Source organism: Streptomyces lincolnensis, assembly GCF_021173675.1.
Taxonomy (GTDB): Bacteria; Actinomycetota; Actinomycetes; order Streptomycetales; family Streptomycetaceae; genus Streptomyces; species Streptomyces lincolnensis_B.
Genome location: NZ_JAIHON010000013.1, coordinates 48,378 through 74,823 on the forward strand (window position 1 = coordinate 48,378; position 26,446 = coordinate 74,823).

The 26,446-nt window shown below is 72.0% G+C and carries 21 protein-coding genes; 6 read left to right on the forward strand and 15 right to left on the reverse strand.

The genetic code is table 11. From position 1 onward, the window contains the following. Positions 1-54: 54 nt before the first annotated feature. The 3 genes from K4B79_RS34280 to K4B79_RS34290 all read right to left on the reverse strand — a co-directional run bounded on the left by K4B79_RS34280 (position 55) and on the right by K4B79_RS34290 (position 3,721). Complete coding sequence (locus K4B79_RS34280; RefSeq protein WP_232031255.1) at positions 55-1,125, reverse strand: DUF2510 domain-containing protein; 1,071 nt, start codon at positions 1,123-1,125, stop codon at positions 55-57. A 126-nt stretch (positions 1,126-1,251) separates the two neighbouring features. Continuing rightward, positions 1,252-2,406, reverse strand: a complete 1,155-nt coding sequence (locus tag K4B79_RS34285; protein WP_232031256.1) for an anhydro-N-acetylmuramic acid kinase — start codon at positions 2,404-2,406, stop codon at positions 1,252-1,254. A gap of 4 nt (positions 2,407-2,410) precedes the next feature. Continuing rightward, the gene (locus K4B79_RS34290) at positions 2,411-3,721 is read right to left on the reverse strand and encodes an MFS transporter (protein ID WP_232031257.1); all 1,311 of its coding nucleotides are present in this window, start codon (positions 3,719-3,721) and stop codon (positions 2,411-2,413) included. 174 nt (positions 3,722-3,895) lie between these two features. On the opposite strand from K4B79_RS34290, the gene K4B79_RS34295 reads away from it, so the two are divergent. Continuing rightward, positions 3,896-6,580: an ATP-binding protein gene (locus tag K4B79_RS34295; protein WP_232031258.1), complete on the forward strand. Its 2,685-nt coding sequence runs from the start codon at positions 3,896-3,898 to the stop codon at positions 6,578-6,580. An 80-nt stretch (positions 6,581-6,660) separates the two neighbouring features. On the opposite strand, the gene pcaDC is transcribed toward K4B79_RS34295, so the two are convergent. The 7 genes from pcaDC to K4B79_RS34330 all read right to left on the reverse strand — a co-directional run bounded on the left by pcaDC (position 6,661) and on the right by K4B79_RS34330 (position 13,273). Continuing rightward, on the reverse strand, positions 6,661-7,779 hold the full coding sequence (pcaDC, locus tag K4B79_RS34300; RefSeq protein WP_232031259.1) for a bifunctional 3-oxoadipate enol-lactonase/4-carboxymuconolactone decarboxylase PcaDC: 1,119 nt from the start codon (positions 7,777-7,779) through the stop codon (positions 6,661-6,663). Beyond that, the gene (gene pcaB / locus K4B79_RS34305; protein WP_232031524.1) at positions 7,776-9,080 is read right to left on the reverse strand and encodes a 3-carboxy-cis,cis-muconate cycloisomerase; all 1,305 of its coding nucleotides are present in this window, start codon (positions 9,078-9,080) and stop codon (positions 7,776-7,778) included. Before pcaB ends, pcaDC begins: the two co-directional genes overlap by 4 nt. Before the next feature lie 77 nt (positions 9,081-9,157). Further along, complete coding sequence (gene pcaG / locus K4B79_RS34310; RefSeq protein WP_232031260.1) at positions 9,158-9,763, reverse strand: protocatechuate 3,4-dioxygenase subunit alpha; 606 nt, start codon at positions 9,761-9,763, stop codon at positions 9,158-9,160. A gap of 6 nt (positions 9,764-9,769) precedes the next feature. Continuing rightward, a complete protein-coding gene (gene pcaH, locus K4B79_RS34315; RefSeq protein ID WP_232031261.1) occupies positions 9,770-10,543 on the reverse strand; it encodes a protocatechuate 3,4-dioxygenase subunit beta in 774 nt (257 codons plus the stop codon). 131 nt (positions 10,544-10,674) lie between these two features. Continuing rightward, on the reverse strand, positions 10,675-11,877 hold the full coding sequence (locus tag K4B79_RS34320; RefSeq protein ID WP_232031262.1) for a thiolase family protein: 1,203 nt from the start codon (positions 11,875-11,877) through the stop codon (positions 10,675-10,677). Then, on the reverse strand, positions 11,874-12,518 hold the full coding sequence (locus K4B79_RS34325) for a CoA transferase subunit B (protein WP_232031263.1): 645 nt from the start codon (positions 12,516-12,518) through the stop codon (positions 11,874-11,876). Before K4B79_RS34325 ends, K4B79_RS34320 begins: the two co-directional genes overlap by 4 nt. Continuing rightward, on the reverse strand, positions 12,518-13,273 hold the full coding sequence (locus tag K4B79_RS34330; protein ID WP_232031264.1) for a CoA transferase subunit A: 756 nt from the start codon (positions 13,271-13,273) through the stop codon (positions 12,518-12,520). The genes K4B79_RS34325 and K4B79_RS34330 overlap by 1 nt, the downstream gene beginning before the upstream one ends. 253 nt (positions 13,274-13,526) lie before the next feature. Here K4B79_RS34330 and K4B79_RS34335 point away from each other — a divergent pair, with 253 nt between their 5' ends. Then, positions 13,527-14,003, forward strand: coding sequence for a MarR family winged helix-turn-helix transcriptional regulator (locus K4B79_RS34335; protein WP_232031265.1), 477 nt, complete (start codon positions 13,527-13,529; stop codon positions 14,001-14,003). 7 nt (positions 14,004-14,010) lie between these two features. On the opposite strand, the gene K4B79_RS34340 is transcribed toward K4B79_RS34335, so the two are convergent. Further along, positions 14,011-15,000 (reverse strand): DUF3048 domain-containing protein, encoded by a 990-nt coding sequence (locus K4B79_RS34340; protein WP_232031266.1) that lies wholly within the window; start codon positions 14,998-15,000, stop codon positions 14,011-14,013. A gap of 192 nt (positions 15,001-15,192) precedes the next feature. On the opposite strand from K4B79_RS34340, the gene K4B79_RS34345 reads away from it, so the two are divergent. Next, positions 15,193-16,383, forward strand: coding sequence for a zinc-dependent alcohol dehydrogenase (locus K4B79_RS34345; RefSeq protein ID WP_232031268.1), 1,191 nt, complete (start codon positions 15,193-15,195; stop codon positions 16,381-16,383). A gap of 12 nt (positions 16,384-16,395) precedes the next feature. On the opposite strand, the gene K4B79_RS34350 is transcribed toward K4B79_RS34345, so the two are convergent. After that, a complete protein-coding gene (locus tag K4B79_RS34350; protein ID WP_232031269.1) occupies positions 16,396-17,463 on the reverse strand; it encodes an ATP-dependent DNA ligase in 1,068 nt (355 codons plus the stop codon). 65 nt (positions 17,464-17,528) lie between these two features. Between K4B79_RS34350 and ligD the strand changes: the two genes are divergently transcribed. Next, positions 17,529-18,554, forward strand: a complete 1,026-nt coding sequence (gene ligD / locus K4B79_RS34355) for a non-homologous end-joining DNA ligase (protein ID WP_232031270.1) — start codon at positions 17,529-17,531, stop codon at positions 18,552-18,554. Here the strand turns inward: ligD and K4B79_RS34360 are convergent. Together K4B79_RS34360 and K4B79_RS34365 are read right to left on the reverse strand one after the other, a co-directional pair. After that, complete coding sequence (locus tag K4B79_RS34360; RefSeq protein WP_374208539.1) at positions 18,541-20,766, reverse strand: OmpL47-type beta-barrel domain-containing protein; 2,226 nt, start codon at positions 20,764-20,766, stop codon at positions 18,541-18,543. The genes ligD and K4B79_RS34360 overlap by 14 nt on opposite strands. Beyond that, positions 20,763-23,252, reverse strand: coding sequence for a ThuA domain-containing protein (locus K4B79_RS34365; protein WP_232031271.1), 2,490 nt, complete (start codon positions 23,250-23,252; stop codon positions 20,763-20,765). Before K4B79_RS34365 ends, K4B79_RS34360 begins: the two co-directional genes overlap by 4 nt. A gap of 198 nt (positions 23,253-23,450) precedes the next feature. On the opposite strand from K4B79_RS34365, the gene K4B79_RS34370 reads away from it, so the two are divergent. Beyond that, positions 23,451-24,422 carry a multicopper oxidase domain-containing protein gene (locus K4B79_RS34370; RefSeq protein ID WP_232031272.1) on the forward strand — a complete coding sequence of 324 codons (972 nt, stop codon included), beginning with the start codon at positions 23,451-23,453 and terminating at the stop codon, positions 24,420-24,422. 3 nt (positions 24,423-24,425) lie between these two features. Here K4B79_RS34370 and K4B79_RS34375 read toward each other — a convergent pair whose 3' ends face one another. Then, positions 24,426-25,175, reverse strand: coding sequence for a hypothetical protein (locus K4B79_RS34375; protein WP_232031273.1), 750 nt, complete (start codon positions 25,173-25,175; stop codon positions 24,426-24,428). Between the two features lie 144 nt (positions 25,176-25,319). Here K4B79_RS34375 and K4B79_RS34380 point away from each other — a divergent pair, with 144 nt between their 5' ends. Beyond that, positions 25,320-26,342 carry a LacI family DNA-binding transcriptional regulator gene (locus K4B79_RS34380; protein WP_232031275.1) on the forward strand — a complete coding sequence of 341 codons (1,023 nt, stop codon included), beginning with the start codon at positions 25,320-25,322 and terminating at the stop codon, positions 26,340-26,342. Positions 26,343-26,446 lie beyond the last annotated feature (104 nt).

A 26,446-nucleotide genomic window follows, 5' to 3' on the forward strand; every position in this document is an offset into this window, starting at 1 on the left:
CCTCTTGAGCGGAGAGGAGCCCCACCCGGCCGACTCGCGCCCCGGGGCGTGAGCTCAGACGTCCTGGCCGCTTCCGCTGCCCCGCGCCGCCTTGATGCCCTGGGTGATCTCGTCGATGACCGCCTGCGACTCCCCGACGTCGACCCCGAAGCGGACGACGACGATCTGCTGGGGGTTCGCGGGGGAGGGGAAGGCGAGCGACTGGACGTAGCCGTCGGAGCCCTGCTTGGTGACCGCCTTCCAGCGGACCAGGTAGCCCTTCTGCCCGGCGACGGTCACCGCCTTGGAGGCCAGCACGTCGTGCGAGGTGATCCCGCCGTAGCCCTCGACGCCGTAGGACTGCTCGGCGGCGGTGGAGATGTCCGCCTTCGCGACCGCCTCGGGCGTGGACCCCTGGGTGCCGAGCGCCATCGCGGGCGCCGAGTAGGCGCCGCCCTTGGTGCAGGTCTGGGAGGTGTCGGCCGGGCACTTGTAGGAGGCGTTCGACGTGACCGAGGCGCCGACCGAGATCTCCTGGCCGTACCAGTCCTCCGGGATGGGCAGGCTGATCCCGTCGATCGCGTCGGTCACCGCACCGCTCTCGATCTTCGGCGCCTGTGAGCCCTCGGGCGCCGGCGACTGACCGCCCGTACCGCCGCCGGGGCCGCCCTGACCGCCGTCGCCGCCCTGGCCGCCCGAGTTGCCACCGGGTCCGTCCTGGCCCCCGCTGCCGCCCTGACCGTCCGGTCCCGGCTGCGAGTTGGACGTGTTGGAGCTGGAGTCGTCGCCGCTGGTCAGGGCGTACACGCCCACGCCTATGCAGGCCAGGACGACGACGGCCGCGCCCACGGCGATGCCCGTGCGCAGACCGCGCCGCGGGCTCGCCGGAGGCTGCGCGGGATACGCCGGATAACCCGGGGGCGACGGATACCCCGGAGGTCCCGGATGGGCCCCGCCGGGTGGTCCCTCGGGCGCCGCCTGCTGTGCCCCGTCGGCCGGCGGTGCCGGGGGACCCCATGCGGCGGCGGAACCCGCGGGCCGGGTCCGGTCGGTCCACGCCGTACCGTCCCACCACCGTTCGGTCGCGGGAGCGTCTTCTGTCTGCCCGGGGTCGGGGTACCAGCCGGGAGGAGTCACCTGCGTCATGTCCCCACCGTATGAGGCCTCGGTGAAAGAGGCATGAGAGCGAGCACACCGAATCGGGCCGTTCCGGGGCGCACCGGCCCAGGAGCGCGCCGGCACCTTCCTGTACGGGCCGCGCGAACGCCCCGTTCATTCCAGTACCAGCCGCACCGGTCGGTCCCGCGCGGGCGGCGGCAGCCGCAGCCCGTCCCGCCCGGGGGTGAGGGAGCCGAGCACGCTCGGGTGCCGGGCCCCGGTGCTCACCGGGTCGGTGCCCGGCAGCCCGTGCGCCGTCAGGAACCCCAGCACGGCGAACGCGTACGCCTCCTTCGCCGCCGACGGCAGCCCCAGCTCGTCGGAGGTCCGCAGCGCCACCCCCGGCAACTCCCGCCCCAACGCGCCCATCAGGGCGGGATTACGGGTCCCGCCGCCCGAGGCGATCACCTCCGTCGCGCCCACCGCCCGCACCGCGTCGGCGACCGTGCGGGCGGTCAGTGCCGTCAGGGTCGCCACCACGTCCTCGGCGGGCAGCGTGCCCGCGCCCGCCAGCGCGTCGCGCAGATGGCCGAGATGGAACAGCTCCTTGCCGGTCGTCTTGGGCGCGGGCAGCGCGTAGTACGGCTCGGTGAGCAGCCGATCGAGCAGCTCCGGCCGGACCCGGCCGCGCGCGGCCAGCGCGCCGTCGACGTCGTACGACAGCCGTCCGCCGCTGAAGCCCCGGGCCGCCGCGTCGATCAGCGCGCAGCCGGGTCCGGTGTCGAAGGCGGTCCCGTCGGGCGCGGTGAGGTTGGCGATGCCGCCGAGGTTCAGCGCGACGGGCGTGCCCGGCCGGCCGCGCAGCCACAAGAGGTCGACCAGGCTGACCAGGGGAGCGCCCTGGCCGTCCGCGGCGACGTCCCGGGGCCGGAAGTCGGCCACCACGGTCAGCCCGGTCGCCTCGGCGATCCACGCGGGCTGCCCGAGCTGGAGGGTGCCGTGCACCCGGCCCTGGGTCGCCCAGTGATAGACGGTCTGCCCGTGCGAGGCGACCAACTCCGCCCGCCCGTCGCACAGTTCCCGGTCGGCCCGGACGGCCGCCGCTGCGAACGCCTGCCCGATCCGGGTGTCGAGGCGGCACACCTCCGCCATCGTGACCCGACCCGGTGGCAGCGCCGCCGCGAGCGCCTCGCGCACCTCCTCGTCGTAGCGCTCGCTCACCGTCCCCAGCGGTTTCAGTACGACACTGTCGCCGGCCAGGCGCAGTTCGGCCGCCGCCGCGTCGATGGCGTCGTACGACGTGCCCGACATCAGGCCGATCACCCACATCCGCTCAACCCGCCTTCCTCGCCGGTGCCTTGACCAGTGCGAGCGCGCTCACCGCGCACGTCGCCGCCGCGTAGTACGCGGGAATGTCCACGTTCTGTGTGCGCCGCACCGTCTCGGTGATGATGAGCCCGGCGCAGCCCGAGAACACGGCGTTCGACAGGGAGTAGGCGAGTCCGAGGCCGGTGTAGCGCACGGTCGTCGGAAAGAGTTCGGCGAGCATCGCGGGGCCGGGCCCCGCCATCAGCCCCACCACCGCGCCCGCGCCGAACACCGCCGCACCCTTCGCCGCCTCGGAAGTCCCGGGATCCTGCAGCAGGTTGAGCAACGGCACCGCGAGGACCACCACGAGCAGCGCCCCCGTCAGCATCACCGCGTGCCGCCCGGCCAGGTCGCTCAGCAGACCCGCCGGCAGGATCACCGCCGCGAACCCCAGATTGGCCAGCACCGTGGCCACCAGCGCCTGCTGGAAGCTCGCGTTCAGCGTGCTCTGGAGATACGAGGGCAGCACGACCAGGAAGGTGTACCCCGCCGCCGCCCAGCCCATCACCCGCGCAGCCCCCAGGGCCACGGTCCGCGCGACCGCACCGGCGGGCGGTGCCGGGCGCGCCCCCTCCTCCCGGAAGGCCGGCGTCTCCTCCAGCCGCAGCCTCAGCCACAGCGCCCCCAGCCCCAGCGGCAGCGTCAGCAGGAACGGCATCCGCCAGCCCCAGTCGCCCACCTGCTCCTCGGACAGCGCCGTGGCGAGCAGCGCCGCCACCCCCGCACCGGCCAACAGCCCCAGCGCCACCGTGAACGACTGCCACGCCCCGTACAGCCCGCGCCGCCCGGGTGGCGCGAACTCGGTCATCACCGACACCGCGCCCCCGAACTCCCCGCCCGCCGACAGCCCCTGAAGGATCCTCAGGAAGGTCAGCAGCCAGGGCGCGAGGGCGCCGATCTGCGCGTACGTCGGCAGCACACCGATCAGCGTGGTCGCGACCGTCATCAGCACGATCACCAGGACCAGCACCGGGCGTCGGCCGATCCGGTCGCCGAGCCGCCCGAACAGGACCGCGCCCAGCGGCCGGAAGAAGAACGCCAGCGCGAAGGAGGCGTACGTCCGCACCAGCGCCTCGACCTCCCCGCCGCCCTCGGGGGTGAAGAAGCGGGCCGCGATGATCGTCGCGAAGTAGCCGTAGACGCCGAACTCGTACCACTCGATGAAGTTGCCCACCGAGCCGGCGGCCAGCGCCCGGCGGGAGCGCGGCGCGCCCCGCTCGCGGACGGTGAGACTCTCCCCAGTACCGATGGGCCTCTCCTCTGCTGTCCCGGCCATTCCTGACCGATGGTCACGTTTCATGACCGCTGGTCGTGGGCACCGCGCGTCGACCGCCCGTACCCGACATCACCCGTCACGGCAACAGGTACCCGGACCGGCCTCCGCTTCGGCACCCGGACGGCTACGCTCAAGTTCTGTACGTCGTTCGGGCGACTATGGGGAGGTAGCGGGATGACGGAGGTACGGCCCCCGGTGGCCGCCTCGGCTTCCCTGTGGGAGCGCGAGCGGGAAGTCGACGCCGTCGTACGGGCGGTGGAGGCCCTGCGGGCGGACAGCTCCTCCTCGGGCAGCCTGCTGGTGATCCGGGGCGAGGCCGGCTTCGGCAAGACCGCCCTGCTGGCCGAGATCCGCCGCATCGCGGAGGCGACCGGCTGCACGGTGTGGTCGGCCCGCGGCGGCGAGACCCTCAGGTCCGTCCCCTTCAACGTGGTGCGGCACCTCCTCCAGCCCGCCCTGGTCTCGTTGATGCCGGAGGAGGCCCGCGAGTACTTCGGCGACTGGTACGACATCGCCGGCCCCGCCCTCGGCCTCACCGACCCCGGCGAGCGGCAGGCCGACCCGCAGGGTGTCACCGACGGCCTGGTCGCCGCGGTGCGCCGGCTGGCCCGCCGCGACTGGCCGCTGGTGCTGATGATCGACGACGCGCACTGGGCCGACCAGGAGACCCTGCGCTGGCTCGCCGCGTTCGCCGAGCGACTCGCCGACCTGTCCGTGCTGGTCGTGGTGGCCCGTCGCCCCGGCGAGGTGACCGGCGAGAGCGCCCGCCTCCTCGACGCGGCCGCCGCCACCGCCGGACACCCCGACACCACCCTGAGCGCGCTGACCCCCGAGGCCACCGCGGGCCTGACCCGCGCCACCCTGGGCGACCACGCCGACGCCGCGTTCTGCCGCGAGGTCTGGGCCGTCACCGCCGGCAACCCCTACGAGACCGTCGAACTCCTCGCCAAGGTCCGCGACAGCGCGCTGGAGCCCTCCGAGGGCTCGGCCGTCGAACTGCGCGATCTCAACCGCGCGGCCCGCGGCGGCGGCCTCGTCGCCCGCCTGGAGGATCTCGGCATCGACGCCACCCGGTTCGCCTGGGCGGCCGCCATCCTCGGCACCGGCATCTCCGTCGACCTGGTCGCCCAACTCGCCACCCTGGGCCGGGACGAGGCGGGGCGCTGCGCCGAACTGCTGCGCAGCGCCCGCATCCTGACCGCCCCCGACCCCGCGAACCCCCAGGCGGGCGGCGGCGACCTGGAGTTCGTCCACCCGCTGATCGCCACCGCCGTCTACGACTCCATCCCGCCCGCCCTGTGCACCGCCATGCACGGCATCGCCGCCCAGGTCGTCACCGAATCCGGGTACGGCGCCGCCGCGGCCTCCCGCCACCTGCTCCAGGTCCACCCGGACGACGACGAGGAACTCGTCGAGCAGCTGCGCGAGGCCGCCCGCGACCATCTCGCCGTCGGTGCCCCCGACGCGGCCCGCCGCTGCCTCGAACGCGCCCTCCTGGAGCCCCCGCCCCCGGAGGTCCACCCGCACGTCCTCTACGAACTCGGCTGCGCCACCCTGCTGACCGCGCCCGCCAAGACCATCGACCACCTCCAGACCGCCCTGGCCATGCCGGGCCTCGACGGCGACCAGCGCGTCGACGCGATCATCCGCCTCTCCCAGGCCCTGCTGCACAACAACCAGCTGGAGGAGGCCGTCCGCACCGTCGAGACGGAAGCCGCCCGGCACGAGGCCGGACCCGCCCGGATGCGCCTCCAGGCCGTGCAGTACATGTGGGAGGGCATCCACGCCGGCGAGGCGACCTCCCCGGGCCGCTCCGCGCGCCTGGCCGCCCTCGCCCGCCCCTGCACCGGTCGCGACAACGCCGAGCGCGCCCTGCTCATCCTGCGCGGCTTCGACGCCACGACCCACGGCGAGAACGCCGAGGAGATCGTCGAGGTGTGCGACCGCGCCCTGGTCAACGGCCGCCTCGCGCCCGGGCTCGGCTGGACCGACAACGAGTGGGGCGTCGAACTGCCCCTGATGCTCGCCTCGTCGTACGCCTACACCGACCGGCTGGACCGCGCGGAGAGCCTGTTCAGCGAGGCCCTGCGCGCCTTCGAGACGGCCGGCTGGAGCGGCGGCCACCTCGCCCTGGCGCACGCCTACGTCGGTCTCGCGCACCGCAGGCGCGGCCGGCTGAGGGAGGCGGAGACCTCCCTGCGCGAGTCGCTGCGCATCGCCGAGCGCGTCGGCCGCGGACTGCCCCTGTACTGGTCGGCCACCTGCAACCTCGTCGACACGCTGCTCGCCCGCGGTCACGTCGAGGAGGCCTGGTCGATCGCCGAACAGTACGGGTTCGCTCCGCCGTATCCGTCCACCATCGTGCTGCCCGATCCGCGCTCCGTGCGCGGTCGTCTGCTGCTCGCCGTCGGCCGCACCAAGGACGCCGTGAACGAACTGGAGGCCGCCGAGAAGGCCGCGGCGGTGCGCGGCCACCACAATCCGGTGATCGTCCCGTGGGCCGTCGACCTCGCCCGCGCCCTGGCCGTCGAGGACCCGGTGCGGGCCGCGCAGCTCGCCACGGACGTCCGTCGGCACGCCGAACGCCTCGGCACCGACACGGCCATCGGCGAGGCCCTGCGGTGTGCCGCCGCGCTGGAGACGGGACAGCGGGCGGTGCGGCTGGCCGAGCGGGCGGTGACCTACCTGGAGTCCTCGCCCTGCCAGTACGAGCACGCGGCGGCGCGGGTGGAGTACGGGATCGCCGCGCGGTCCGTGGCCGAGCTCGAGCGTGGGCTGGCACTGGCTCGTTCGTGCGGGGCGGACGGGCTGGTCAGGCAGGCCCGCGAGGCGCTGGAGACGGGGCACGGGGTGCGCTGAAGGACGCGCGGCGCGGCGCTGTGCGGCCGTGTCGCGGCCGTGGGCGGGGACGAGACGGGAATCACCCCCGTGCCCCGTCCTCAGCCCGCTTCCTCCTCCAGCACCCGCTGGGCCGCCGCGAACGCCGAGTTCGCCGCGGGCACCCCGCAGTACACGGCCGTCTGGAGCAGCACCGCTCCGATCTCCTCCGGGGTGAGCCCGTTGCGCCGGGCCGCCCGGACGTGCATGGCCAGCTCGTCGTAGTGGCCGTGTGCCACCAGCGCGGTCAGTGTGATCATGCTGCGCTCGCGGCGGCTGAGCGTCGGGTCGGTCCAGATCTCGCCCCAGGCGTAGCGCGAGATGAAGTCCTGGAAGCGGGCGGTGAAGGGCGTCTGACGGGCCTGCGCCCGGTCCACGTGCGCGTCGCCCAGCACCGCGCGCCGCACTTCCATGCCCCGCCCGGCGGTGCCGTTCAGATGGGCCCGCAGCGCCGTCAGGACGGCCTCGGGACACTGCGCGGGCGCCAGATGGGAGGCGCCGGGGATCTCCACGAGCGTGGCCGACGGCACCGCGTCCGCGATCTCCCGCAGATGCGCCGGGGGAGTCGCCGGATCGTCCCGGCCGGCGATCAGCAGCGTGGGTACGGAGATCTCCGCCAGCCGGTCCCGCAGATCGAACGCGGCCAGCGCGTCACAGCAGGCGGCGTACGCCTCGGGGTCGGCGCCCCGGTGGTCCCGGACGAGCCGCGGCACGGTGAACCCGGCCGTGAACCAGCGCGCGTCCGCGCTCTGCGCCAGCTGCTCCAGGCCCTCGGCGCGGACCCGCGCGGCCCGCTCCCGCCACGGCTTCGAGCCGTTGAAGTGGGCCGAGGAACAGATCGCAGCCAGCGACGCGACCCGCTCCGGGTGGTGCACGGCGAGATGCAGTCCGACCGCACCGCCCAGCGACACCCCCGCGTACGCGAACCGCTCGACGCCGAGCGAGTCGGCCAGCGCCAGCACCAGACCGGCGAGATCACCGACGGTGGCGCCGGGGCCGATCAGGTCGGCCGCGCTGCCCCCGTGCCCCGGCAGGTCCCAGCGGACCACCCGGTGGGTGACGGACAGTTCGGGCGCCACCGTGTCCCACAGGGCGTACGAGGTCCCGAGCGACGGCCCGAGCAGCAGCGGGGGAGCGGAAACGGGCCCCTCGGCACGGTGGTTGAGGAGTGTCTCGGTCAACGTCGCTCCAGGGCACGGTCGGTGAGGGCTCCGGCGGAGCCGGTGTAACGGGCGGGGTCGGTGAGCTCGTCGAGATCGACGTCCTTCAACTCGGGCTCCTCGGCTAGGAGTTCGGCCAACGGGCGGCCCTCGGCGTATGTCCGCCTCGCCAGTTCCGTGAGCAGCGCCTTGGCCCGGGCCCGGCCCAGGACCGGGGCCAGCGCGGCCGACAGCCGCTCGGAGACCACCAACCCGTGGGTGAGGTCCAGGTGTTCCCGCATGGCCTCCGCGTTCACCCGCAGTCCCCCGACGAGTTCGACGGCGTCGTGCGCCGCCCCGCCGACCAGCCGGAGCAGGTCCCTGAGCGGCTCCCACTCGGCGTGCCAGGCGCCGGCCGGCCGCTCGTCCTCGGCGGCCATCGAGCCGTACAGCGTGGCGGCGAGCTGCGGCGCCCGCCGGGCGGCGGCAGCGATCAGCGTGGACCGTACGGGGTTGGCCTTGTGCGGCATGGCCGACGAACCGCCCCCGCTGCCCTCCGCCAGCTCGGCGATCTCGGTCCGGGCAAGGGTGAGGACATCGGTGGCGATCTTGCCGAGTGCCCCGGCCGTGAAGGCGAGACAGCAGGCGAGGTCGGCGATCGGGGTGCGCAGAGTGTGCCAGGGCAGGAGCGGTGCGTCGAGTCCGAGTTCCCGGGCGAAGGCTCCCGTGAGGGCCACGGTGTTCCGCGCGCCGTACGCCGTGAAGGCCGCCAGGGTCCCGGCGGCGCCGCCGAGTTGGGCGGGGAGGTCGTCCCGCACCTCGATGACCCGGTCCCGCGCGTCCAGCACCAGTGAGCGCCAGCCGGCCGCCTTCAGCCCGAAGGTCGTCGGTACGGCGTGCTGGGTCAGCGTCCGCCCCGGCAGCACGGTGTCCCGGTGCTCGGCGGCCAGCCGGGCCAGTGCCATCTGGACGCGATGCAGGTCTTCCAGGACGAGGTAGAGCGTGCGGGTCGCCACCAGCATCGTCGCCGTGTCCAGGATGTCCTGGCTGGTCGCGCCCCGGTGCACGTACGGGCCGTACTCCTCGCCGACCGCCGCGGTGAGGTCGGTGACCAGCGGGATGACGGGGTTGCCACCGGCCCGCGCCCGCTCGGCGAGGGACCGGACGTCGAAGCGCTCCGCGCGGGCGGCCTCGGTCACCGCCTCACCCGCCCCGTCCGGGGCGAGCCCCAGCCGGGCCTGCACCCGGGTCAGCGCGGCCTCCGCGTCCAGCAGGGCCTGGAGATAGGCGCCGTCGGCGGTCGCGGCGGCGGCGGGGGAGAGGGCCCACCCGGGCGCGAGCAGACCGGCGTCGGAACCGGCGGAATCGGTGGGACTGGTGGGACCGGCGGAAGCGTTGGTGCCGGCGGAATCGGCAGAAGTCACTGGAACTCCAGGAAGACCGTCTCGCCTTCGCCCTGAAGGCGGATGTCGAAACGGTAGGTGCCGTTGCCCTGATCCTCGGCGATCAGCGTGCCGCGCCGCTCCGGGTCCACCCGGGTGAGCAGCGGATCCGCGGCGAGCGCCGCCTCGTCGCCCGGCAGGTAGATCCGCGTGTACAGATGCACCAGCAGTCCGCGGGCGAACACGCACACGCTGATGTACGGCGCGCTCCGCCCGCGCGCCCCGGGCCGCAGCGTCCGCGCGCTCCAGTGGCCGCTCATGTCCGTCTGGCTCCGCCCCCAGCCGGTGAACTCCACGCCGTTGCGCCCCAGGAAGCCGCCGCTGGCCGTGTCCCGCCGCATCGAGCCGTCCACCCGCGACACCTGGCCGTCCGGGTCGGGGCCCCACAGCTCCACGAAGGCGTCCGGCAGCGGCCTGCCCTCGCCGTCGAGGACGTGCCCGTGCAGCGTGATCGTGTCGGGGTGGCCGACCGGGGCGATGTCCCCGCCGCCGGGGAACGGCAGGGCGTGGCCGTAGAAGGGGCCGACCGTGTGCGACGGGGTCGGGAGCACCGTCTCCGGACGGTTCGTGTCGATCTTCGTCATGGCAGGTCAGCGCCCTTCTTCGATCCAGGTGGCCTGCGGGCCGTCGAGCACGATGTCCCAGTGGTAGCCCATCGAGAACTCCGGCACCGACAGACTGTGGTCGTACGTCGCGATCAGCCGCTGCCGGGCCGCGTCGTCCGTCACCGACTGGATGATCGGGTCGTACGGGAACAGCGGGTCGCTCGGGAAGTACATCTGCGTCACGAGCCGCTGGGTGAACGCCGTGCCGAACAGCGAGAAGTGGATGTGGGCCGGCCGCCAGGCGTTGAGGTGCTGGCGCCACGGGTACGGGCCGGGCTGAACGGTGGTGAACTCGTAGCACCCGCTGTCGTCCGTGAGCGTGCGGCCCACGCCCGTGAAGTTCGGGTCCAGCGGGGCGTCGTGCTGCTCCCGCTGGTGCGCGTACCGCCCGGCCGCGTTCGCCTGCCAGATCTCGATCAGCTGACCGCGGATCGGCCGCCCGTCCCGGTCCAGCAACCGCCCGGACACGGTGATCCGCTCCCCGATCGGCTCACCGTCGTGCTGCCGGGTGAGGTCGTTGTCGATCTCGGTGATGTCCCGCTCCCCGAAGGCCGGCGAGTGCAGCTCCACCAGCTCCGGGTCCTGCGACACGTCGATCGTGACCGGCGGCTGCTTCGGATGCCGCAGCACCGACGACCGGTACGGCGCGTAGTCCCGCCGCGGCTGATGCTCCACGGGCGCCCCGTCGGCAAGACGCTTCTCATAGGCGGCGTGCTCGGCCGCGATCTCCTGATCGATGTCAGCTTGGGTGAGAGTCATTGGGGGTCCTTGGGTTTCCTGACGTTCCAGTCGAAGTTGAGGGGAGGTGTAGCGCCCCTTCAGGGGCGCGGGGAACTGCGCGACCAGCCACATGCGGCCTACAGCCGCCATCCGGCATTCCGCGGCAGGGCCTACCGCTCCAAAACAAGGGCCAGCCCTTGCCCCACGCCAATACACAACGTGGCGACCCCGACCCCACCCCCCTGCCGAGCAAGCTGATGAGCCACCGTCCCCGCAAGCCGCGCACCGGACGCCCCAAGCGGATGCCCCAGCGCAATCGCCCCACCCTGCGGATTGAGAATCGCCGGATCAAACTCGGGCCATTCGGCCACACACCCCAACACCTGCGCGGCAAAAGCCTCGTTCAACTCCAACACCGACAGATCACCAAACCCCCTCCCCGCCTTGGCCAGCGCACGCGCCACCGCTTCGACGGGCGCGAGCCCGAAGTAGTGCGGGTCCACGGCATGCACACCGGTCGCGGAGATCCGGGCCAGCGGCTCGCGCCCGGTCGCGGCGAGGCCGTCCTCGTCGACCAGCAACAGCGCCGCCGCCCCGTCGTTCAACGGCGACGCGTTGCCCGCGGTGACCGTCCCCCCGTCCGCACGGAAGGACGGCTTGAGCTTGGCCATCGCGGCCAGGGAGGCGTCCGCGCGGACGGACTCGTCGGCGCCGAAGAGGACCGGCTCACCCTTGCGCCGCGGGATCGGCACGGGGGCCAACTCGACGTCGAACAGGCCCTCGGCCTGCGCCTTCGCCGCCTTCTGATGAGAGGCCAGGGCGAACTCGTCCTGCTGCTCCCGGCTGATCTTGTGCTTGTCGGCGATCAACTCCGCGCTCTCGCCCAGCGGGACGGTCCACTGCGGCTCCATCCTCGGGTTGACCATGCGCCAGCCCAGCGTGGTGGAGTACAGCTCGGTGTGCCCGGCCGGGAACGGCCGGTCCGACTTCGGCAGTACGTACGGCGCCCGGGTCATCGACTCCACCCCGCCGGCCACGGCGATGGAGGCGTCCCCGACGGCGATCGCGCGGGCCGCCTGGATCACCGCCTCCAGCCCGGAGGCGCACAGCCGGTTGACCGTCACCCCCGGCACACTCGTCGGCAGGCCGGCCAGCAGCGCCGCCATCCGGCCTACGTTCCGGTTCTCCTCACCGGCGCCGTTGGCGTTGCCGAAGTACACGTCCTCGATCCGCGCCGGATCCAACTCCGGCGTGCGGGCCAGGAGTTCACGGATGGCGTGGGCGGCCAGGTCGTCCGGACGCACCGCCGCGAGACCGCCGTTGTAGCGGCCGATCGGGGTGCGTACCGCGTCCACGAGGTACACCGGGTTCACAGCAGGTCCTCCGCAACGGTCAGTTTCGCGTCCGTCCCGGCGATGACGTCGTCGACGCTCACCCCGGGCGCGACCTCGGTCAGCAGCAGTCCGTCGGCGGTCACGTCCAGCACGCCGAGATCGGTGATGATCCGGTTCACGCACGCCTTGCCCGTGAGCGGCAGCGCACACTCGGAGAGGATCTTGGGCGAGCCGTCCTTGGCGGTGTGCGTCATCACCACGATGACCGTGCGGGCCCCGTGCACCAGGTCCATGGCCCCGCCGATCCCGGTGATCAGCTTCCCCGGGATCGCCCAGTTCGCCAGGTCCCCCCGCTCCGAGACCTGCATCGCGCCCAGTACGGCGACATCGATGTGTCCACCCCGGATCATGCCGAAGGACAGCGCCGAGTCGAAGAAGGAGGCGCCCGGCAGCACCGTGACGGTCTCCTTGCCCGCGTTGATCAGATCCGGGTCCACCTGGTCCTCGCGGGGGTACGGGCCGGTGCCCAGGATGCCGTTCTCCGACTCCAGGACCACCTCCACACCCTCCGGCAGGTAGTTCGGGATCAGCGTCGGCAGACCGATGCCGAGATTGACGTAGCTCCCGTCGGGCAGTTCCCGCGCGGCCCGCGCGGCCATCTGCTCCCGCGTCCAGGCCATCAGCTGCTCACCGTCCGCTGCTCGATCCGCTTGTCCGCCGCCTGCTCCGCCGTCAGCGCGACGACCCGCTGCACGAAGATCCCCGGCAGATGCACCGCGTCCGGCTCGATCTCCCCGGGTTCCACCAGCTCCTCCACCTCGGCGACGGTCACCCGGCCCGCCATCGCGGCGAGGGGGTTGAAGTTCCGGGAGGACTTGTTGAACACCAGGTTGCCGTGCCGGTCGCCCTTCCGGGCCCGCACCAGCGCGAAGTCGGTGCGGATGCCGCGCTCCAGGACGTACTCGGTGCCGTCGAACTCCCGGACCTCCTTGGGCGGCGAGGCCAGCGCCACCCCGCCGGAACCGTCGTAGCGCCACGGCAGCCCGCCGTCCGCGACCTGTGTGCCCACGCCCGCGGGCGTGTAGAAGGCGGGGATCCCGGCCCCGCCGGCCCGCAGCCGCTCCGCCAGCGTGCCCTGCGGGATCATCTCGACCTCCAGTTCCCCGGCCAGGTACTGCCGCGCGAACTCCTTGTTCGCCCCGATGTAGGAACCGGTCACCCGGGCGATCCGCCCGGCCGCCAGCAGCACCGCGAGCCCGGACTCCATCGCCCCGCAGTTGTTGGAGACCACCCTCAGACCGGAGACCCCCCGCTCGAACAGCGCCTGGATCAGCACGTTCGGCACACCGCTCAGCCCGAAACCGCCCACCGCCAGCGACGCGCCCCGCGGCACATCGGCCACCGCCTCCAGGGCCGTGGCGACCACCTTGTCCATCCGTGAAGCCCCATCCCGTCCGAGCACCCCAGTGCGAGCAACTACGACCAACCACGAGCAACTACGCGCAATTACTCAGGGCACTGATTAATTTAACGAGGTGTTCCTCACGCTGCCACCGGAGCAGCGGGGCGTCAAGACCCGGGAGAAAAGCAAGGTCAGATCGGATGTGAGTCCTCGGAGACACCGCAGACAGCCGTGATCCCGCCCGGTAGTGTTCAGTACACCAACGAATTCGACCTCGGGAGCGCACATGGCCGCGGTGGACCTCACCACGCACCCCGGGCACCTGGCCCGGCGGCTCCAGCAGGCCCACTATCTGCTGTGGAACACGATGGTCTCAGAGGAGATCACCTCCCCGCAGTTCGCGGTCCTGAACACGCTCGTCGCCGAGCCCGGTCTCGACCAGCGCACGGTGGGGGAGCGGGTGGGGCTCGACCGGTCCACCATCGCCGAGGTGATCAGCCGCCTCGGCCGGCGGGGGCTGCTGGACAAGGTGCGTGATCCGCAGGACGGCCGCCGCTTCCTGCTGCGCCTCACCGACGAGGGGCTGCGCACCCACCGCAAGCTCACCGTGCGCACGGCCCGGATGAACCAGGTCTTCCTGGCCCCGCTCTCCGCCGAGGAGCAGTCCGTCTTCTTCGACCTCCTCCGCCGGGTCTCGGACGCGGCGGAGGGACTCCGCAATCCCACGGGACGTCCCGCGGAGCCCCTCGCCGCCCGTTCCTGACCGGTGCTCACGCCTTCGCGAACACCACCCACACCTGCCCCCGCGCGAAGTTCAGCGGAGCGCCGTCCGCCGTCGTGAACCTGGTGCCGTCCTCGGCCGTCGCGCGGTCCCAGGTCGCGTCGTAGGACCGCCCGCCGCGCAGCACCTCGGCCCGGCCCGAGCCGACGGTCTCGGTGTACGGCGTGTTGTTGCCGAGGAAGTCGTGGAAGGCGGACTTGCGCACCTTCACGTACTGCACCACGACCGTCGCGGGCGCCACCCGCTTCCCGCCGGTCGTCACGGTCGGCCTGCCGTCCTGCGAGACCAGCCAGCGGCTCCGGTCGGCGGACCAGGTGAAGGTGAAGCGGGCGGCCGGGTAGCGCACGGTCCGCGAGCTCCTCGGCTCCCCGCCCTCGGGCGCCGCGCCGTAGCGGAAGCCGTTCGTCAGCGCGTCGGCGCCCGGCGCGGTGGGCAGCAGCTTGTTCGGGCGCAGGTAGAGGTTGTGCGGGGTGGGCTTGTCGGTGCCCCGGAAGTAGGCGTCGGCCACCTTCTCGGGTGTCTGCACGTCCAGGGGCGCCTTGTTGATCAGCGGCATCAGCTTGCCCTGGGCGCCGGAGAAGGCGAGGACCGGCCGCTCGAACTGGCGCAGCAGCTCCAGGTCCGACTCGCGAGCGCTGCGCACCGGCCCGACGACCTTCGGGAGCTTGGTCGCGTACACCGCCATCAGCCGGCTGAGCCCGCCCTCGACCTGCTCGGCGTAGACGACGTCCGCCGCGTCGATGCCCGTCTGCGGCCGGGCCGCGCGCACGTTGTCGATCTTCACGGCGAGCACGGACCCGGCGGCCGGGGCGGTCGTGCCGTCGGCACTCCGGCTCGCCTCGGGGGTGCCCGGCCGTCCGCGCCCGTCGTCGGCGGGGGTGCGCCCGCCGGAGCAGCCCGCCACCAGCGCGGCCGTCGTCGCGGCAGCCACCAGCACCGCCGTAGTCGTGGCGCGTCGCGTGCGCGCCGTCTGTCCCATGCCCACCGTTGGCCACCCGTCTCGTGTCATTGATTGTGCGCTTATCAGTTCATTGATGGCCATACCCGGTCGGTTCTGATTGAGCGCGACGGATGGGCCGATCGGCCCAGGGAGAGCGGTTCGTCGGGTGGCGCCCGGGTACCCGGGCGCCACCGCGGACCCGACCCGTCGACATGACCGAGGGAGTGGGCGATGAAGGCAGTGACCTGGCAGGGCAAGCGGGACGTACGGGTGGAGAGCGTGCCCGATCCGGAGATCCAGGAGCCGACGGACGCCGTCATCCGCGTCACCTCCACCGGCCTGTGCGGCTCCGACCTGCATCTCTACGAGGTGCTCACCCCGTTCATGACACCGGGCGACATCCTCGGGCACGAGCCCATGGGCATCGTCGAGGAGGTCGGCGCGGCAGTGCCCGACCTGGCGGTGGGCGACCGGGTCGTGGTGCCGTTCCAGATCGCGTGCGGCAACTGCTGGATGTGCCTGACCGGCCTGCCCACGCAGTGCGAGACCACCCAGGTCACCAGCGAGGGCATGGGGGCCGCACTGTTCGGCTACACCCGTCTGTACGGCTCCGTACCGGGCGCCCAGGCCGAGTACCTGCGCGTGCCGCAGGCCCAGTACGGCCCGATCAAGGTCCCCGAGGGCCCGCCCGACGACCGGTTCGTCTACCTCTCCGACGTGCTGCCCACCGCCTGGCAGGCCGTCGCCTACGCCGATGTCCCCAAGGGTGGCAGCGTGGCCGTCCTCGGACTCGGCCCCATCGGCGACATGGCCTGCCGTATCGCCCAGGTCAAGGGCGCCGGCCGGGTGTTCGGCGTGGACCTGGTGGGCGAGCGGCTGCGCCGGGCCCGGTCCCGGGGCGTCGAGACGTACGACCTCAGGGGCTTCGGCAACGAGAAGGAGCTGGTCCAGGCGATCCGCGACGAGACGGACGGGCGCGGCCCGGACGCCGTGATCGACGCCGTCGGCACCGAGGCCCACGGCAGCGCCGCCGCCAAGCTCGCCCAGACCGCCTCGGCGCTGCTGCCGCGGAAGATCAGCGGACCGTTCGCGGAACGCTTCAGCGTCGACCGGCTCGCCGCCCTCTACACCGCCATCGAACTGGTGCGCAGGGGCGGCACGATCTCACTGTCCGGGGTCTACGGCGGGATGGCCGACCCGCTGCCCATGCTCACGATGTTCGACAAGCAGATCCAGATCCGGATGGGCCAGGCCAACGTGCGCCGCTGGAGCGACGAGATCATCCCGTACCTCACCGACGAGGACCCGCTCGGCGTCGACGACTTCGCCACCCACCGGCTGCCGCTGAGCGAGGCCCCGCACGCGTACGAGATGTTCCAGCGCAAGCGGGAGGGCGCGGTCAAGGTGCTGATGACGCCCTGACCCGGCGTCGGCTCAGGGCCCCGACAGGATCTCCTGGAGGTCGTAGCGGACCGGCTCCTCCAGCTGCGCGTACGTGCAGCTCTCCGGCGTCCGGTCCGGGCGCCAGCGGCGGAAGCGGGCCGTGTGCCGGAACCGTGCGCCGTTCTCCATGTGGTCGTAGGCCACCTCGGCCACCCGCTCCGGCCGGATCGGCACCCACGACAGGTCCTTCTTGCCCGACCAGCGGCTCGGGGCGCCCGGCAGCCGGGCCGTCTCGTGCGCCGCCGCCTCGGCCCAGGCCGCCCACGGGTGCCCGGCGGCGTCCGGCATGCGCAGCGGCTCCAGCTCCTCGACCAGCTCGGCGCGCCGCTTCATGGAGAAGGCCGCGGACACGCCGACGTGCTGGAGGGCGCCCTGGTCGTCGTAGAGCCCGAGAAGGAGCGAGCCGACCACCGGGCCGCTCTTGTGGAAGCGGTACCCGGCCACGACGACGTCCGCCGTGCGCTCGTGCTTGATCTTGAACATGGCGCGCTCGTCCTGGAGGTACCGCCCGGTGAGCGGTTTGGCGACGACCCCGTCCAGGCCGGCCCCCTCGTACTGCTCGAACCACCGGGTCGCGAGCTCGATGTCGGTGGTCGCCGGTGCCACGTGCACGGGCGCGCCCACCCCGTCCAGGGCCCGGGTGAGCAGCGCCCGCCGGTCGGTCAGCGGTACGTCGAGGAGCGACTCGTCCGCCAGGGCCAGCAGGTCGAAGGCGACGAACGAGGCGGGCGTCCGCTCCGCGAGCGTGCGCACCCGGGAGTCCGCCGGGTGGATGCGCTCGGTCAGCGCGTCGAAGTCCAGCCGCCCGTCCCGTGCGATGACGATCTCCCCGTCCAGCACACAGCGCTCGGGCACCCGCTCCGTCAGCGCCTCGACCAGCTCGGGGAAGTACCTGGTCAGCGGCTTTCCGGTACGGCTGCCCACCTCGACCTCGGCGCCGTCACGGAACACGATCGCCCGGAACCCGTCCCACTTGGCCTCGTAGTGCATGCCCGGCGGGATCTTCGCGACCGACTTGGCGAGCATGGGCTTCACGGGCGGCATCACCGGCAGATCCATGGTCCGATTCTGCGCCCACACGGCCCGAAATGCCTGATATGCGAGGTACACCTACCGTGGCTCGCATGGGCGAAGCGGTGGAACTTCAGGCGGGCGGCCGGACCGTACGGCTGTCCAGTCCGGGCAAGATCTTCTTCCCGGAGCGCGGCTTCACCAAGCTGGACCTCGCCCGGTACTACCAGGCCGTCGGCCCCGGCATCCTGCGCGCCCTGCACGACCGTCCCACCACCCTGGAGCGCTACCCGGAGGGCGTCACCGGCGAGTCCTTCTTCCAGAAGCGGGCGCCCAAGAACATGCCCGACTGGATCCCCACCGCCCACATCACCTTCCCCAGCGGCCGCAGCGCCGACGAGATGTGCCCCACCGAGGAGGCCGCCGTCCTGTGGGCCGCCCAGTTCGGCACCCTCACCTTCCACCCCTGGCCGGTGCGCCGCGACGACGTGGACCGCCCCGACGAACTCCGCATCGACCTCGACCCGCAGCCCGGCACGGACTACGACGACGCCGTGCGCGCGGCGCACGAACTGAGGGCGGTGCTGGAGGAGTTCGGCGGCCTGCGCGGCTGGCCCAAGACCTCCGGCGGGCGCGGCCTGCACGTCTTCGTGCCGATCGAACCCCGCTGGACCTTCACCCAGGTCCGGCGCGCCGCGATCGCCGTGGGCCGCGAGATGGAACGCCGGATGCCGGAGCAGGTGACCATCAAGTGGTGGAAGGAGGAAAGGGGCGAACGTATCTTCATCGATTACAACCAGACGGCCAGGGACCGCACGATCGCCTCCGCCTACTCGGTACGCCCCCGCCCGCACGCCCCGGTCTCCGCACCCCTGCGCTGGGAGGAGGTGGGCCAGGCGCACCCCCGGGACTTCGACATCGCGACCATGCCCGCGCGCTTCGCCGAACTCGGCGACGTGCACGCGGACATGGACGATCACGCCTTCTCGCTGGACGCCCTCCTGGACCTCGCCCGCCGCGACGAGCACGACCACGGACTCGGCGACCTGCCGTACCCGCCCGAGTATCCGAAGATGCCGGGGGAACCCACGCGGGTACAGCCGAGCCGGGCGAGGAAAGCGGGACCTACAGCTCCTTGATCCTGATGTCCCGGTAGGAGATCACATCCGTCGTGCCGTGGACCTGGAGTCCGATGTAGCCGGAGGCGAACCGCCGCCCGTCCGTGCCCGGGTCGTCCGAGCGGGGCGGGGCGAAGTCCTGGCCGCCGGTGTTGTCGAACTCGTTGATCAGGACGCCGTTGCGGTAGACCGAGTAGTGCTGGTCGACCACCCGGATCTCGTAGTCGTTCCAGGTGCCCTTCTGGGTGACGCCCGCGCCCGCGAGTCCCACCCGGTCGAAGCCGTAGACCGAACCGGTCTTGTACATGTCGCCGTCGGGCCGGTCGAGCACCTGCACCTCGTGGCCGTACTTGATGGCGACCCACTCGGGACGCGTCTCCTCGGGGTGGTCGTGGATCCACGGGAAGCGCACGAACACACCGGCGTTGGCGTTGCCGGTGCCCGGGGCGTCGTCGCGCCACTGGAGCTTGAGCGAGAAGTCGCCGTACTTGCGCTGCGGGAACCACAGCATGCCGAGGCCGGCCTTCGTGGTGCCGCTGGTGATCGACCCGTCGCCGTTGGGCGCGAACGAACCGCTGCCCACCTGCTGCCACTTGGCGAAGGACGCGGCGCTGCCGTCGAGGATCGTGGTGTAGCCCTCGGTCTGGCCGGGCTTGCCGATCCCGGACTCACGGGCCGCCGCGTCGATGGCGTCGTACTCGCGCTCGTCGATCACGCCGTCCTTGAAGAGCTTGTCCAGGACGGTGGTCACGTGCTTGAGGAACAGCGCGTGCGAGGTCCACTCCTTCTCGTCCTCGATCAACTCGTTGATCATGCACCGGCTGTTGGTGATCCGGTTCGGGACGCCCGAGTCGACCGTGCCGACGATCACCGTCAACCGCTCGTCGAACTCGGGGCAGTTGGGCGCCGGGACCTGGCTCGACACCACCGTGAAGGTCACCGTGCGGGCGGCGGCGGTGTTGCCCGCCCTGTCGCTCGCCCGGTACGCCATCGTGTGCACACCCGCCCGGTCGACCACCACCGGGGCGGTGTAGGCCAGGTACGGCCCGCCGTCGAGCGAGTACTCGATCCGCTCGACACCCGTACCGCCGTGGTCGGTGGCGCTCACCGTCACCTTCGCGGTGCCGACGTAGGCCCCGTCGGAGTTCCGGGTGCCGTCCAGGGTCACCCCGGTCACCGGGGGAGTGGTGTCCTTCGGGGGCGCCGCCACGACCGTGAAGCCCACGCTCTTCTCGGGCGTGACGTTGCCCGCCTTGTCGGTGGCCCGGTAGCGCACGGTGTGCGTGCCGACCTGGTGCACCATCACGGGGGCGGTGTACGGCTGCCAGGCGCCGGTGCCCACGGCGTACTCGATCGTGTTGACGCCGGTGCCGGTGTCGGAGGCCGACACGGTCACCGTCGCCATGTCGATGTACGCGCCGTCGGGGTTGCGCTCCCCGCTCACCGTCGCCGAGGTCTCCGGCGCGGTCGTGTCCTCCGAGGACGGGGCCACGACCGTGAACGCGGTGCTCTTCTCCGCCGAGACATTGCCGGCCTTGTCGACCGCCCGGTGACGCACCGTGTGGTCGCCTACCTGGTCCACGACGACCGGGGCGGTGTACGGCTGCCAGGCGCCGGTGTCGTCGACCGCGTACTCGATCCGGTCGACGCCGGAGCCGCCCTCCTCGTCGGTCGCGCTGATCGCCACGCTCGCCGAACCGACGTACTGGCCCTGCGTGTTCTGCGTGCCGGTCACCTGCGCGGCCGTCACGGGCGCGGTGGTGTCCTCGCCGGTGCCCTCGGTCACCACCAGGATGCCCTGCATCATCCCGTGGCCGGGAATCGTGCAGTGGTAGAAGTAGCGGCCCGGGGTGAGGGTGACCTCGGCGGTGTGCCGGCCGCCCATGGAGTCGTTCGGGTTGGCGAGGATGTTGAGCTGGACGTCGTTGTTGAACTCGGGGTCCGAGGTGACGAACGTCAACGTGTGCGGCATTCCCATGGTGTTGCCGGTGGCCACGCTGTTCTCGAAGACGATCGTCGCCGTGCCCGCCTCGGCGGTCGCGGGCGCGGACGTGTACGTGGCGATGTCGTTGCCGGCGGTCCAGGTCAGGACCTGCGCGGCGGCCGCCGCCCGGCCCTCGGGCTGCCCGGTGGCGGGCATGGCCTGGAGACCGAGTATCACGAGTACGGCGGCCAGGACGGCCGTCCAGAGTCTTCGGTCCAGACTGCGGTGCCGTGTCACGCGTGTGGTCACTGTGCCCCCCTCACCAGCTGGTCCGCGGCCGGCGTCGGCCCGCCGCCCTTGTAGGTGACCCGCCACAGCGCCGACTTGGCGTCCGAGGTGAAGAAGCCACGGCCGTAGTCGAGGACGTAGAGCGCGCCGTCCGGACCGAACTTCCAGTCCATGAGGTTCTTGATGCCGTCGTTGCCGATCGGCACGATCCTCTTCAACGACTCGGAGTGGACGGGCAGTCCGCCCTCGCCGTGGTTCCTCGGATCGGTGATGACCGCGTTGCGCGGCTGGTCGGCGTCGTAGAAGTCGCCGACGAACCACTTGCCGTCCCAGTAGGCCGGCCACTTCACGGTGCTGGTGGCCGAGGCGGTGTCGTAGCGGTAGACCGGCCCGTTCATCGCGGCCTGGCCGCCGCCCTTGAGCCAGGGCAGCAGATAGGTGGCTTCCTCCTGCTTGTACGAGGGGATGCCGTTCGCGTCGCGCGGGTAGTCCGGCGCGCCGCCCTGCGGGGAGTACCAGATGTTGTTGCCGGTCACCGGCGGCAGGTTGACCAGGCCGTCGTTGTTCGGCGACTCGTTCTTCGGGCGGTCGCAGTCGTACCAGCCCAGGGGCTGCGAGGGGTCCGGCAGGTTGCGGTCCCGGTAGGGCTGCTTGTTGCCCATGCAGTACGGCCAGCCCCGGTTGCCCGCCTTGGTGATCACGGCGAACGTGTCGTACTTGGCGGGGCCCCAGGTCGTCGACGGCGCGCTCGCGTCCGGGCCGACCCAGCCGGCGTAGAGGACGTCGGTCTTTTTGTCGACGAAGATCCGGGCCGGGTTCCTGACCCCCATCACATAGATCTCGCCGCGCGTCTTGCCGCCGCCCTCGTCGGTCTCCCTGCCGGTGAAGAGGTTCCCCTCGGGGAGCGTGTACGTCCCGTCGGCCTCCGGGTGGATGCGCAGGATCTTGCCGTTGAGGTTGTTGGTGTTGCCGGCGGTGCGGCGCGCGTCCGCGAAGGAGACGCCCTTGTAGTTGGGCTGCGGGTTGTTGCCGGAGTAACCGGCGCTGAAACCGCTGGAGTTGTTGTCACCGGTCGCGATGTACAGGTTGCCCTTGGAGTCCCAGGCCATCCCGCCGCCCGAGTGGCAGCAACTGTGCACCTGAACCGGCCACTTGAGCAGCACCTTCTCGCTGTTCAGGTCCAGCTTGTTCGTGGCGAGGTCGAGCGTGAAGCGGGAGACGCGGCGCTCGGCCATGCGGGTGTCGCGGTCGAGCCCGGAGTGCGGGGTGTAGTGCAGGTACACCCAGCCGTTCTGCTCGAAGCGCGGGTCGAGCTCGATGCCGAGCAGGCCCTCCTCGACCTTGACCAGCTCGTCGCCGCCGCCCTTGTTGCCGAAGACCGTCAAGGCCCCCGCCGGGGTGACCTTCTTGGTCGCCGGGTCGTAGACGTGGATCTCGCCCTTGCCCTTGCCGATGTCCGGGTTGTTCCAGTCGGTGATCACCGGCTGGGAGGAGTCGGCGCCACCCCGGCCGATGTAGAGCACGCGTCCGTCGGGGGCGGTGACCAGGCCGTGCGGCTCGCCGATCTGGTCGTTCTGGCCGGGCTGGTTGGGCCGGGTCAGGCGCTCCGCCGTGTAGTTGCCGTTGATCGTCGCCTTGCAGTCGGCCTGCGCCATCCGGGTCGTCCACAGCAGAGCGCCGCGCAGATGCGTACGGAACTCCGTCTCGTCGTACGACGACACCGTGCCGCCCATGCCGGTGTAGAAGGAGCGGCCGCCGTCGTAGTCCCGGCACCAACTCACCGGATGGTCCCAGCCGTTGGCGCTCGCTCCGGGCTTGTAGGTCGACTCCCGCAGCCGGGCGACGGTGTGCACCTCGCCGGAGGGGTTCTTCGTCCAGTTGAACCACTGGTCGGGCCGCTTCCACTGGACGGGAAGGTCCTTGGTGGCCGGATGCCGGCGGTCGCCCACCTCGACGGTGGCCCGCTGCACGCCCGTCGGGCTCGACGCGGCGGGACGGGCACCGACGAGACCGGTGAACCAGTCCGAGTACGGCTCCGCGCGGGCCGCGTCATGGATGCCGACGAACCCGCCGCCCGCCTCCATGTAGGCCTCCAGGCCCGCCTCCTGGTCCGGGTCGAGGACATCGCCCCCGCCGGTCAGGAACACGATCGCGTTGTACGTGCCGAGCCGGGCCCCGTCGGTGAACACCCGGGCGTCGCCCGTGGCCTCGACGGCGAAACGCTGGTTCGTGGGCCCGGACAGCCCGATCCGCTCGATCGCCTCGATACCGGCGTTGACGACCGGTGACTCCTCCCCGGCCGCGGCCGACCCGTGGAAGATCAGCACCTGTACGTCGGAGCCGCCCGGTGGCGACTTCACGGACATCGTTGTCGGCAACGGTCCGGGGTCCGGACCCGCCGTGGCGGTGGTCCCCGACAGCATCCCCGCGGCCACCACACCGGCCGTCACGGTCGCCGTCCAGACCCGTCTTCTTCCGCTTCTCGCGCTCAACCCTCGTAAGTGCATGGGCACCTCCTCGGTCACAGCAACAGCGCCATGGAAGCTAGACCTCTTTGCCCAACTCGCCAATACCTATGGCCGCGTTGGCACGAACTTTGTCCTGGGTGTGGATAAACAGCCCCGTTACCGCTACGGTCTCACAGGTTCATCACAGGTGCGTCTCCGCAAGTTCCGTATCAGGGTGGGGAGTTCCGCATGTTCCGCATGGACAGACGTGGGTTCAACCGGCGGGTGCTGCTCGGCGGCGCGGTCGCCGCGACATCGATGTCGCTGGGGTCCGAGGCCGTGAGCGCGGACGCCCCGCAGCTCGCCCCCGGCGGGGGCGAGGTCAGGCGTATCAAGATGTACGCCGAGAGGCTGCCCGGCGGGCAGATGGGCTACGGCCTGGAGAAGGGCAAGGCGACCATTCCCGGGCCGCTGATCGAGCTCAACGAGGGCGACACCCTCCACATCGAGTTCGAGAACACCATGGACGTGGCGGCGAGCCTGCACACGCACGGCCTGGACTACGAGATCTCCAGCGACGGCACCAAGCAGAACAAGAGCGACGTCGAGCCCGGCGGCACCCGCACCTACACCTGGCGCACCCACCTGCCGGGCCGCCGGGCGGACGGCACCTGGCGGTCGGGCAGCGCGGGCTACTGGCACTACCACGACCACGTGGTCGGCACCCCGCACGGCACGATCGGACTCCAGAACGGCCTGTACGGCCCGGTGATCGTGCGCCGCAAGGGCGATGTCCTGCCGGACGCGACCCACACGATCGTCTTCAACGACATGCTCATCAACAACAAACCCGCGCACTCCGGGCCCAACTTCGAGGCCACGGTGGGGGATCGTGTCGAGTTCGTGATGATCACGCACGGCGAGTTCTACCACACCTTCCACATGCACGGTCATCGCTGGGCCGACAACCGCACGGGCATGCTCACCGGCCCCGACGACCCCAGCCAGGTCATCGACAACAAGATCGTCGGCCCTGCGGACTCCTTCGGCTTCCAGGTGATCGCCGGCGAGGGGGTCGGAGCGGGCGCCTGGATGTACCACTGCCACGTCCAGAGCCACTCCGACATGGGCATGGTCGGCCTGTTCCTGGTGAAGAAGGCCGACGGGACGATTCCCGGGTACGAGCCGGACGAGGGCGGATCGCACGCGGCGGGCGGGCACGGCCACTGACGCTCACGAGATGTCCAGTACCGACCACTCCAGGCCCGCTTCCCCCAGGACGTAGAGGCGCGGCCCTCGGGAGACGACCTGGCGGCGGCCGAGTGCGCTCCCGTCCGGAAGGACCAGTCGGCCCTCCGCGACGGGTTCGACGGTCTCGGCCGTGAGCCGGCACTCCACGATCCGGTCGCGCTCGTCCTCGTGCCCCCCGAAGAACACCAGGTGGTCGCCGTGCACGGCGAGCCCTCGTGCCCCGTGGACGCCCGTCCGCCGCACCCGTATGCTCCGGTCGCGGTGGATCTCCAGCAGGGGGAAGTCGGCGTAGGGGTACGCCCAGGCGGTCCGGCCGTGGATGTTGAGGGCGTAGCAGGCGGAGATCTCCCCCGCCCCGGGAACCGGCCCGAACGTCCACAGGGCCTCGCCGGTACTGGTCCAGCAGCGCAGGCCCGGCCGGCTCAAGGGGGCGTCGCCGTAGATGCCCTCGTCGAAGTACTCCACCCACAGCTCGCCCGCCTCGTCCGCCTGAAGGTGCTCGATGGCGTCCCCCACGCGGAAGGCGGCGATGCCTCGCCCGAACGCGTCGAAGAGCTGGACGTGTTGCTCGTCCGTCCGTGAGCGACGGCCCGCGACGACGAAACCGCCGTCCGGCAGGGGTTCCAGGGCGGGGAAACGAGCCAGTACGGCGAGCAGGTGCGTCTCGGAGACGGAGCCGTCCCCGACGGTGACCACCACCGCGTCGTACGGATCGGGGAGCCTACGCGGCATGGGCCTCTCCTGTCGTCATACGGTGCCTCTTGCCGGGGCGGTAGCGCACGCGCAAGCGTCTTTCGCCGTCCGCGAGAGCGCTCTCACCGAGTGTCCCTACCCGGCGTTATCCTGATCCGCACCCCGCCGACGAGGAGCCCCGACGTGACCGACACAGCGCCGCGCCCCACCCTGGAGGCCGTGGCCGCGCGGGCCGGGGTGTCCCGGGCCACCGTGTCGCGGGTGGTCAACGGCGGGGACGGGGTGCGCGAACCGCTGGTCGAGCGGGTCCGGCGGGCGGTCGAGGAACTCGGGTACGTGCCCAACCAGGCCGCCCGGAGTCTGGTCACCCGGCGGCACGACGCCGTCGCCGTCGTGGTCGCCGAACCGGAGACCCGGGTCTTCGCCGACCCCTTCTTCGCCCTGCAACTGCGGGGGATCAGCAAGGAGTTGACGGCCCACGACAACCAACTCGTCCTGCTGCTCACCGAAGGGCGGGACGACCACGCCCGGGTCGGCCGTTATCTGGCCGGCGGGCATGTCGACGGGGCGCTGGTGTTCTCGCTGCACCTGGACGACCCGCTGCCCGGACTGATCCAACGGGCCGGTGTGCCCACCGTGTTCGGCGGGCGGCCCGGGTGGAGCGACGGCCTGCGGGACGTCGTGTACGTCGACAGCGACAACCGCGGCGGTGCCCGCGACGCCGTGCGCCATCTCGTCGGCCTCGGACGTACCCGGGTCGCGCACATCACCGGTGCCCTGGACCAGACCTCGGCCGTGGACCGTCTGGAGGGCTTCAAGGACGTCATGGGCGACGCCGGTCGGGAGCTGGTCGTGCGCGGCGACTTCACGCCGGCCGGGGGCGAGCGGGCGATGCGTGAACTCCTCGACCGCTGCCCGGACGTCGACGCCGTCTTCGCCGCCAACGACCTCACCGCCGCCGGTGCCCTGCGCGTGCTGCGCGAACGGGGGCGACGGGTGCCCGAGGACGTCGCCGTGATCGGCTTCGACGACATGCTCCCGATCGCCGAACAGACCGACCCGCCCCTCACGACCGTCCGCCAGGACATCGAGGAGATGGGCCGGTTGATGGCCCGCCTGCTGCTGCACGGCGACGAGGAGACGCCGCCGGGCACGCCCGCCGGGGTCGTCCTGCCGACGACACTGGTCCGCCGCGCCTCGGCCTGACGGCGCCGCATCCTGGCCTGTCGCTCGGATCACGCCGGCGCCACGCTCCGAGCGGCGCACCACCCTCGCCCCGCTCGGGGCGCCTGCGCGGCGCGGTGCGGTCT

What these genes read in the sequence shown, in the direction of transcription:
- K4B79_RS34370 (WP_232031272.1), top strand. Translation starts at nt 23,451, where the DNA reads ATGGACAGACGTGGGTTCAACCGGCGGGTGCTGCTCGGCGGCGCGGTC.
- K4B79_RS34365 (WP_232031271.1), bottom strand. Translation starts at nt 23,252, where the DNA reads ATGCACTTACGAGGGTTGAGCGCGAGAAGCGGAAGAAGACGGGTCTGG.
- K4B79_RS34345 (WP_232031268.1), top strand. Translation starts at nt 15,193, where the DNA reads ATGAAGGCAGTGACCTGGCAGGGCAAGCGGGACGTACGGGTGGAGAGC.
- K4B79_RS34340 (WP_232031266.1), bottom strand. Translation starts at nt 15,000, where the DNA reads ATGGGACAGACGGCGCGCACGCGACGCGCCACGACTACGGCGGTGCTG.
- K4B79_RS34285 (WP_232031256.1), bottom strand. Translation starts at nt 2,406, where the DNA reads ATGTGGGTGATCGGCCTGATGTCGGGCACGTCGTACGACGCCATCGAC.
- ligD (WP_232031270.1), top strand. Translation starts at nt 17,529, where the DNA reads ATGGGCGAAGCGGTGGAACTTCAGGCGGGCGGCCGGACCGTACGGCTG.
- pcaH (WP_232031261.1), bottom strand. Translation starts at nt 10,543, where the DNA reads ATGACTCTCACCCAAGCTGACATCGATCAGGAGATCGCGGCCGAGCAC.
- K4B79_RS34325 (WP_232031263.1), bottom strand. Translation starts at nt 12,518, where the DNA reads ATGGCCTGGACGCGGGAGCAGATGGCCGCGCGGGCCGCGCGGGAACTG.
- K4B79_RS34295 (WP_232031258.1), top strand. Translation starts at nt 3,896, where the DNA reads ATGACGGAGGTACGGCCCCCGGTGGCCGCCTCGGCTTCCCTGTGGGAG.
- K4B79_RS34350 (WP_232031269.1), bottom strand. Translation starts at nt 17,463, where the DNA reads ATGGATCTGCCGGTGATGCCGCCCGTGAAGCCCATGCTCGCCAAGTCG.
- K4B79_RS34330 (WP_232031264.1), bottom strand. Translation starts at nt 13,273, where the DNA reads ATGGACAAGGTGGTCGCCACGGCCCTGGAGGCGGTGGCCGATGTGCCG.
- K4B79_RS34375 (WP_232031273.1), bottom strand. Translation starts at nt 25,175, where the DNA reads ATGCCGCGTAGGCTCCCCGATCCGTACGACGCGGTGGTGGTCACCGTC.
- K4B79_RS34290 (WP_232031257.1), bottom strand. Translation starts at nt 3,721, where the DNA reads ATGGCCGGGACAGCAGAGGAGAGGCCCATCGGTACTGGGGAGAGTCTC.
- K4B79_RS34280 (WP_232031255.1), bottom strand. Translation starts at nt 1,125, where the DNA reads ATGACGCAGGTGACTCCTCCCGGCTGGTACCCCGACCCCGGGCAGACA.
- pcaG (WP_232031260.1), bottom strand. Translation starts at nt 9,763, where the DNA reads ATGACGAAGATCGACACGAACCGTCCGGAGACGGTGCTCCCGACCCCG.
- K4B79_RS34335 (WP_232031265.1), top strand. Translation starts at nt 13,527, where the DNA reads ATGGCCGCGGTGGACCTCACCACGCACCCCGGGCACCTGGCCCGGCGG.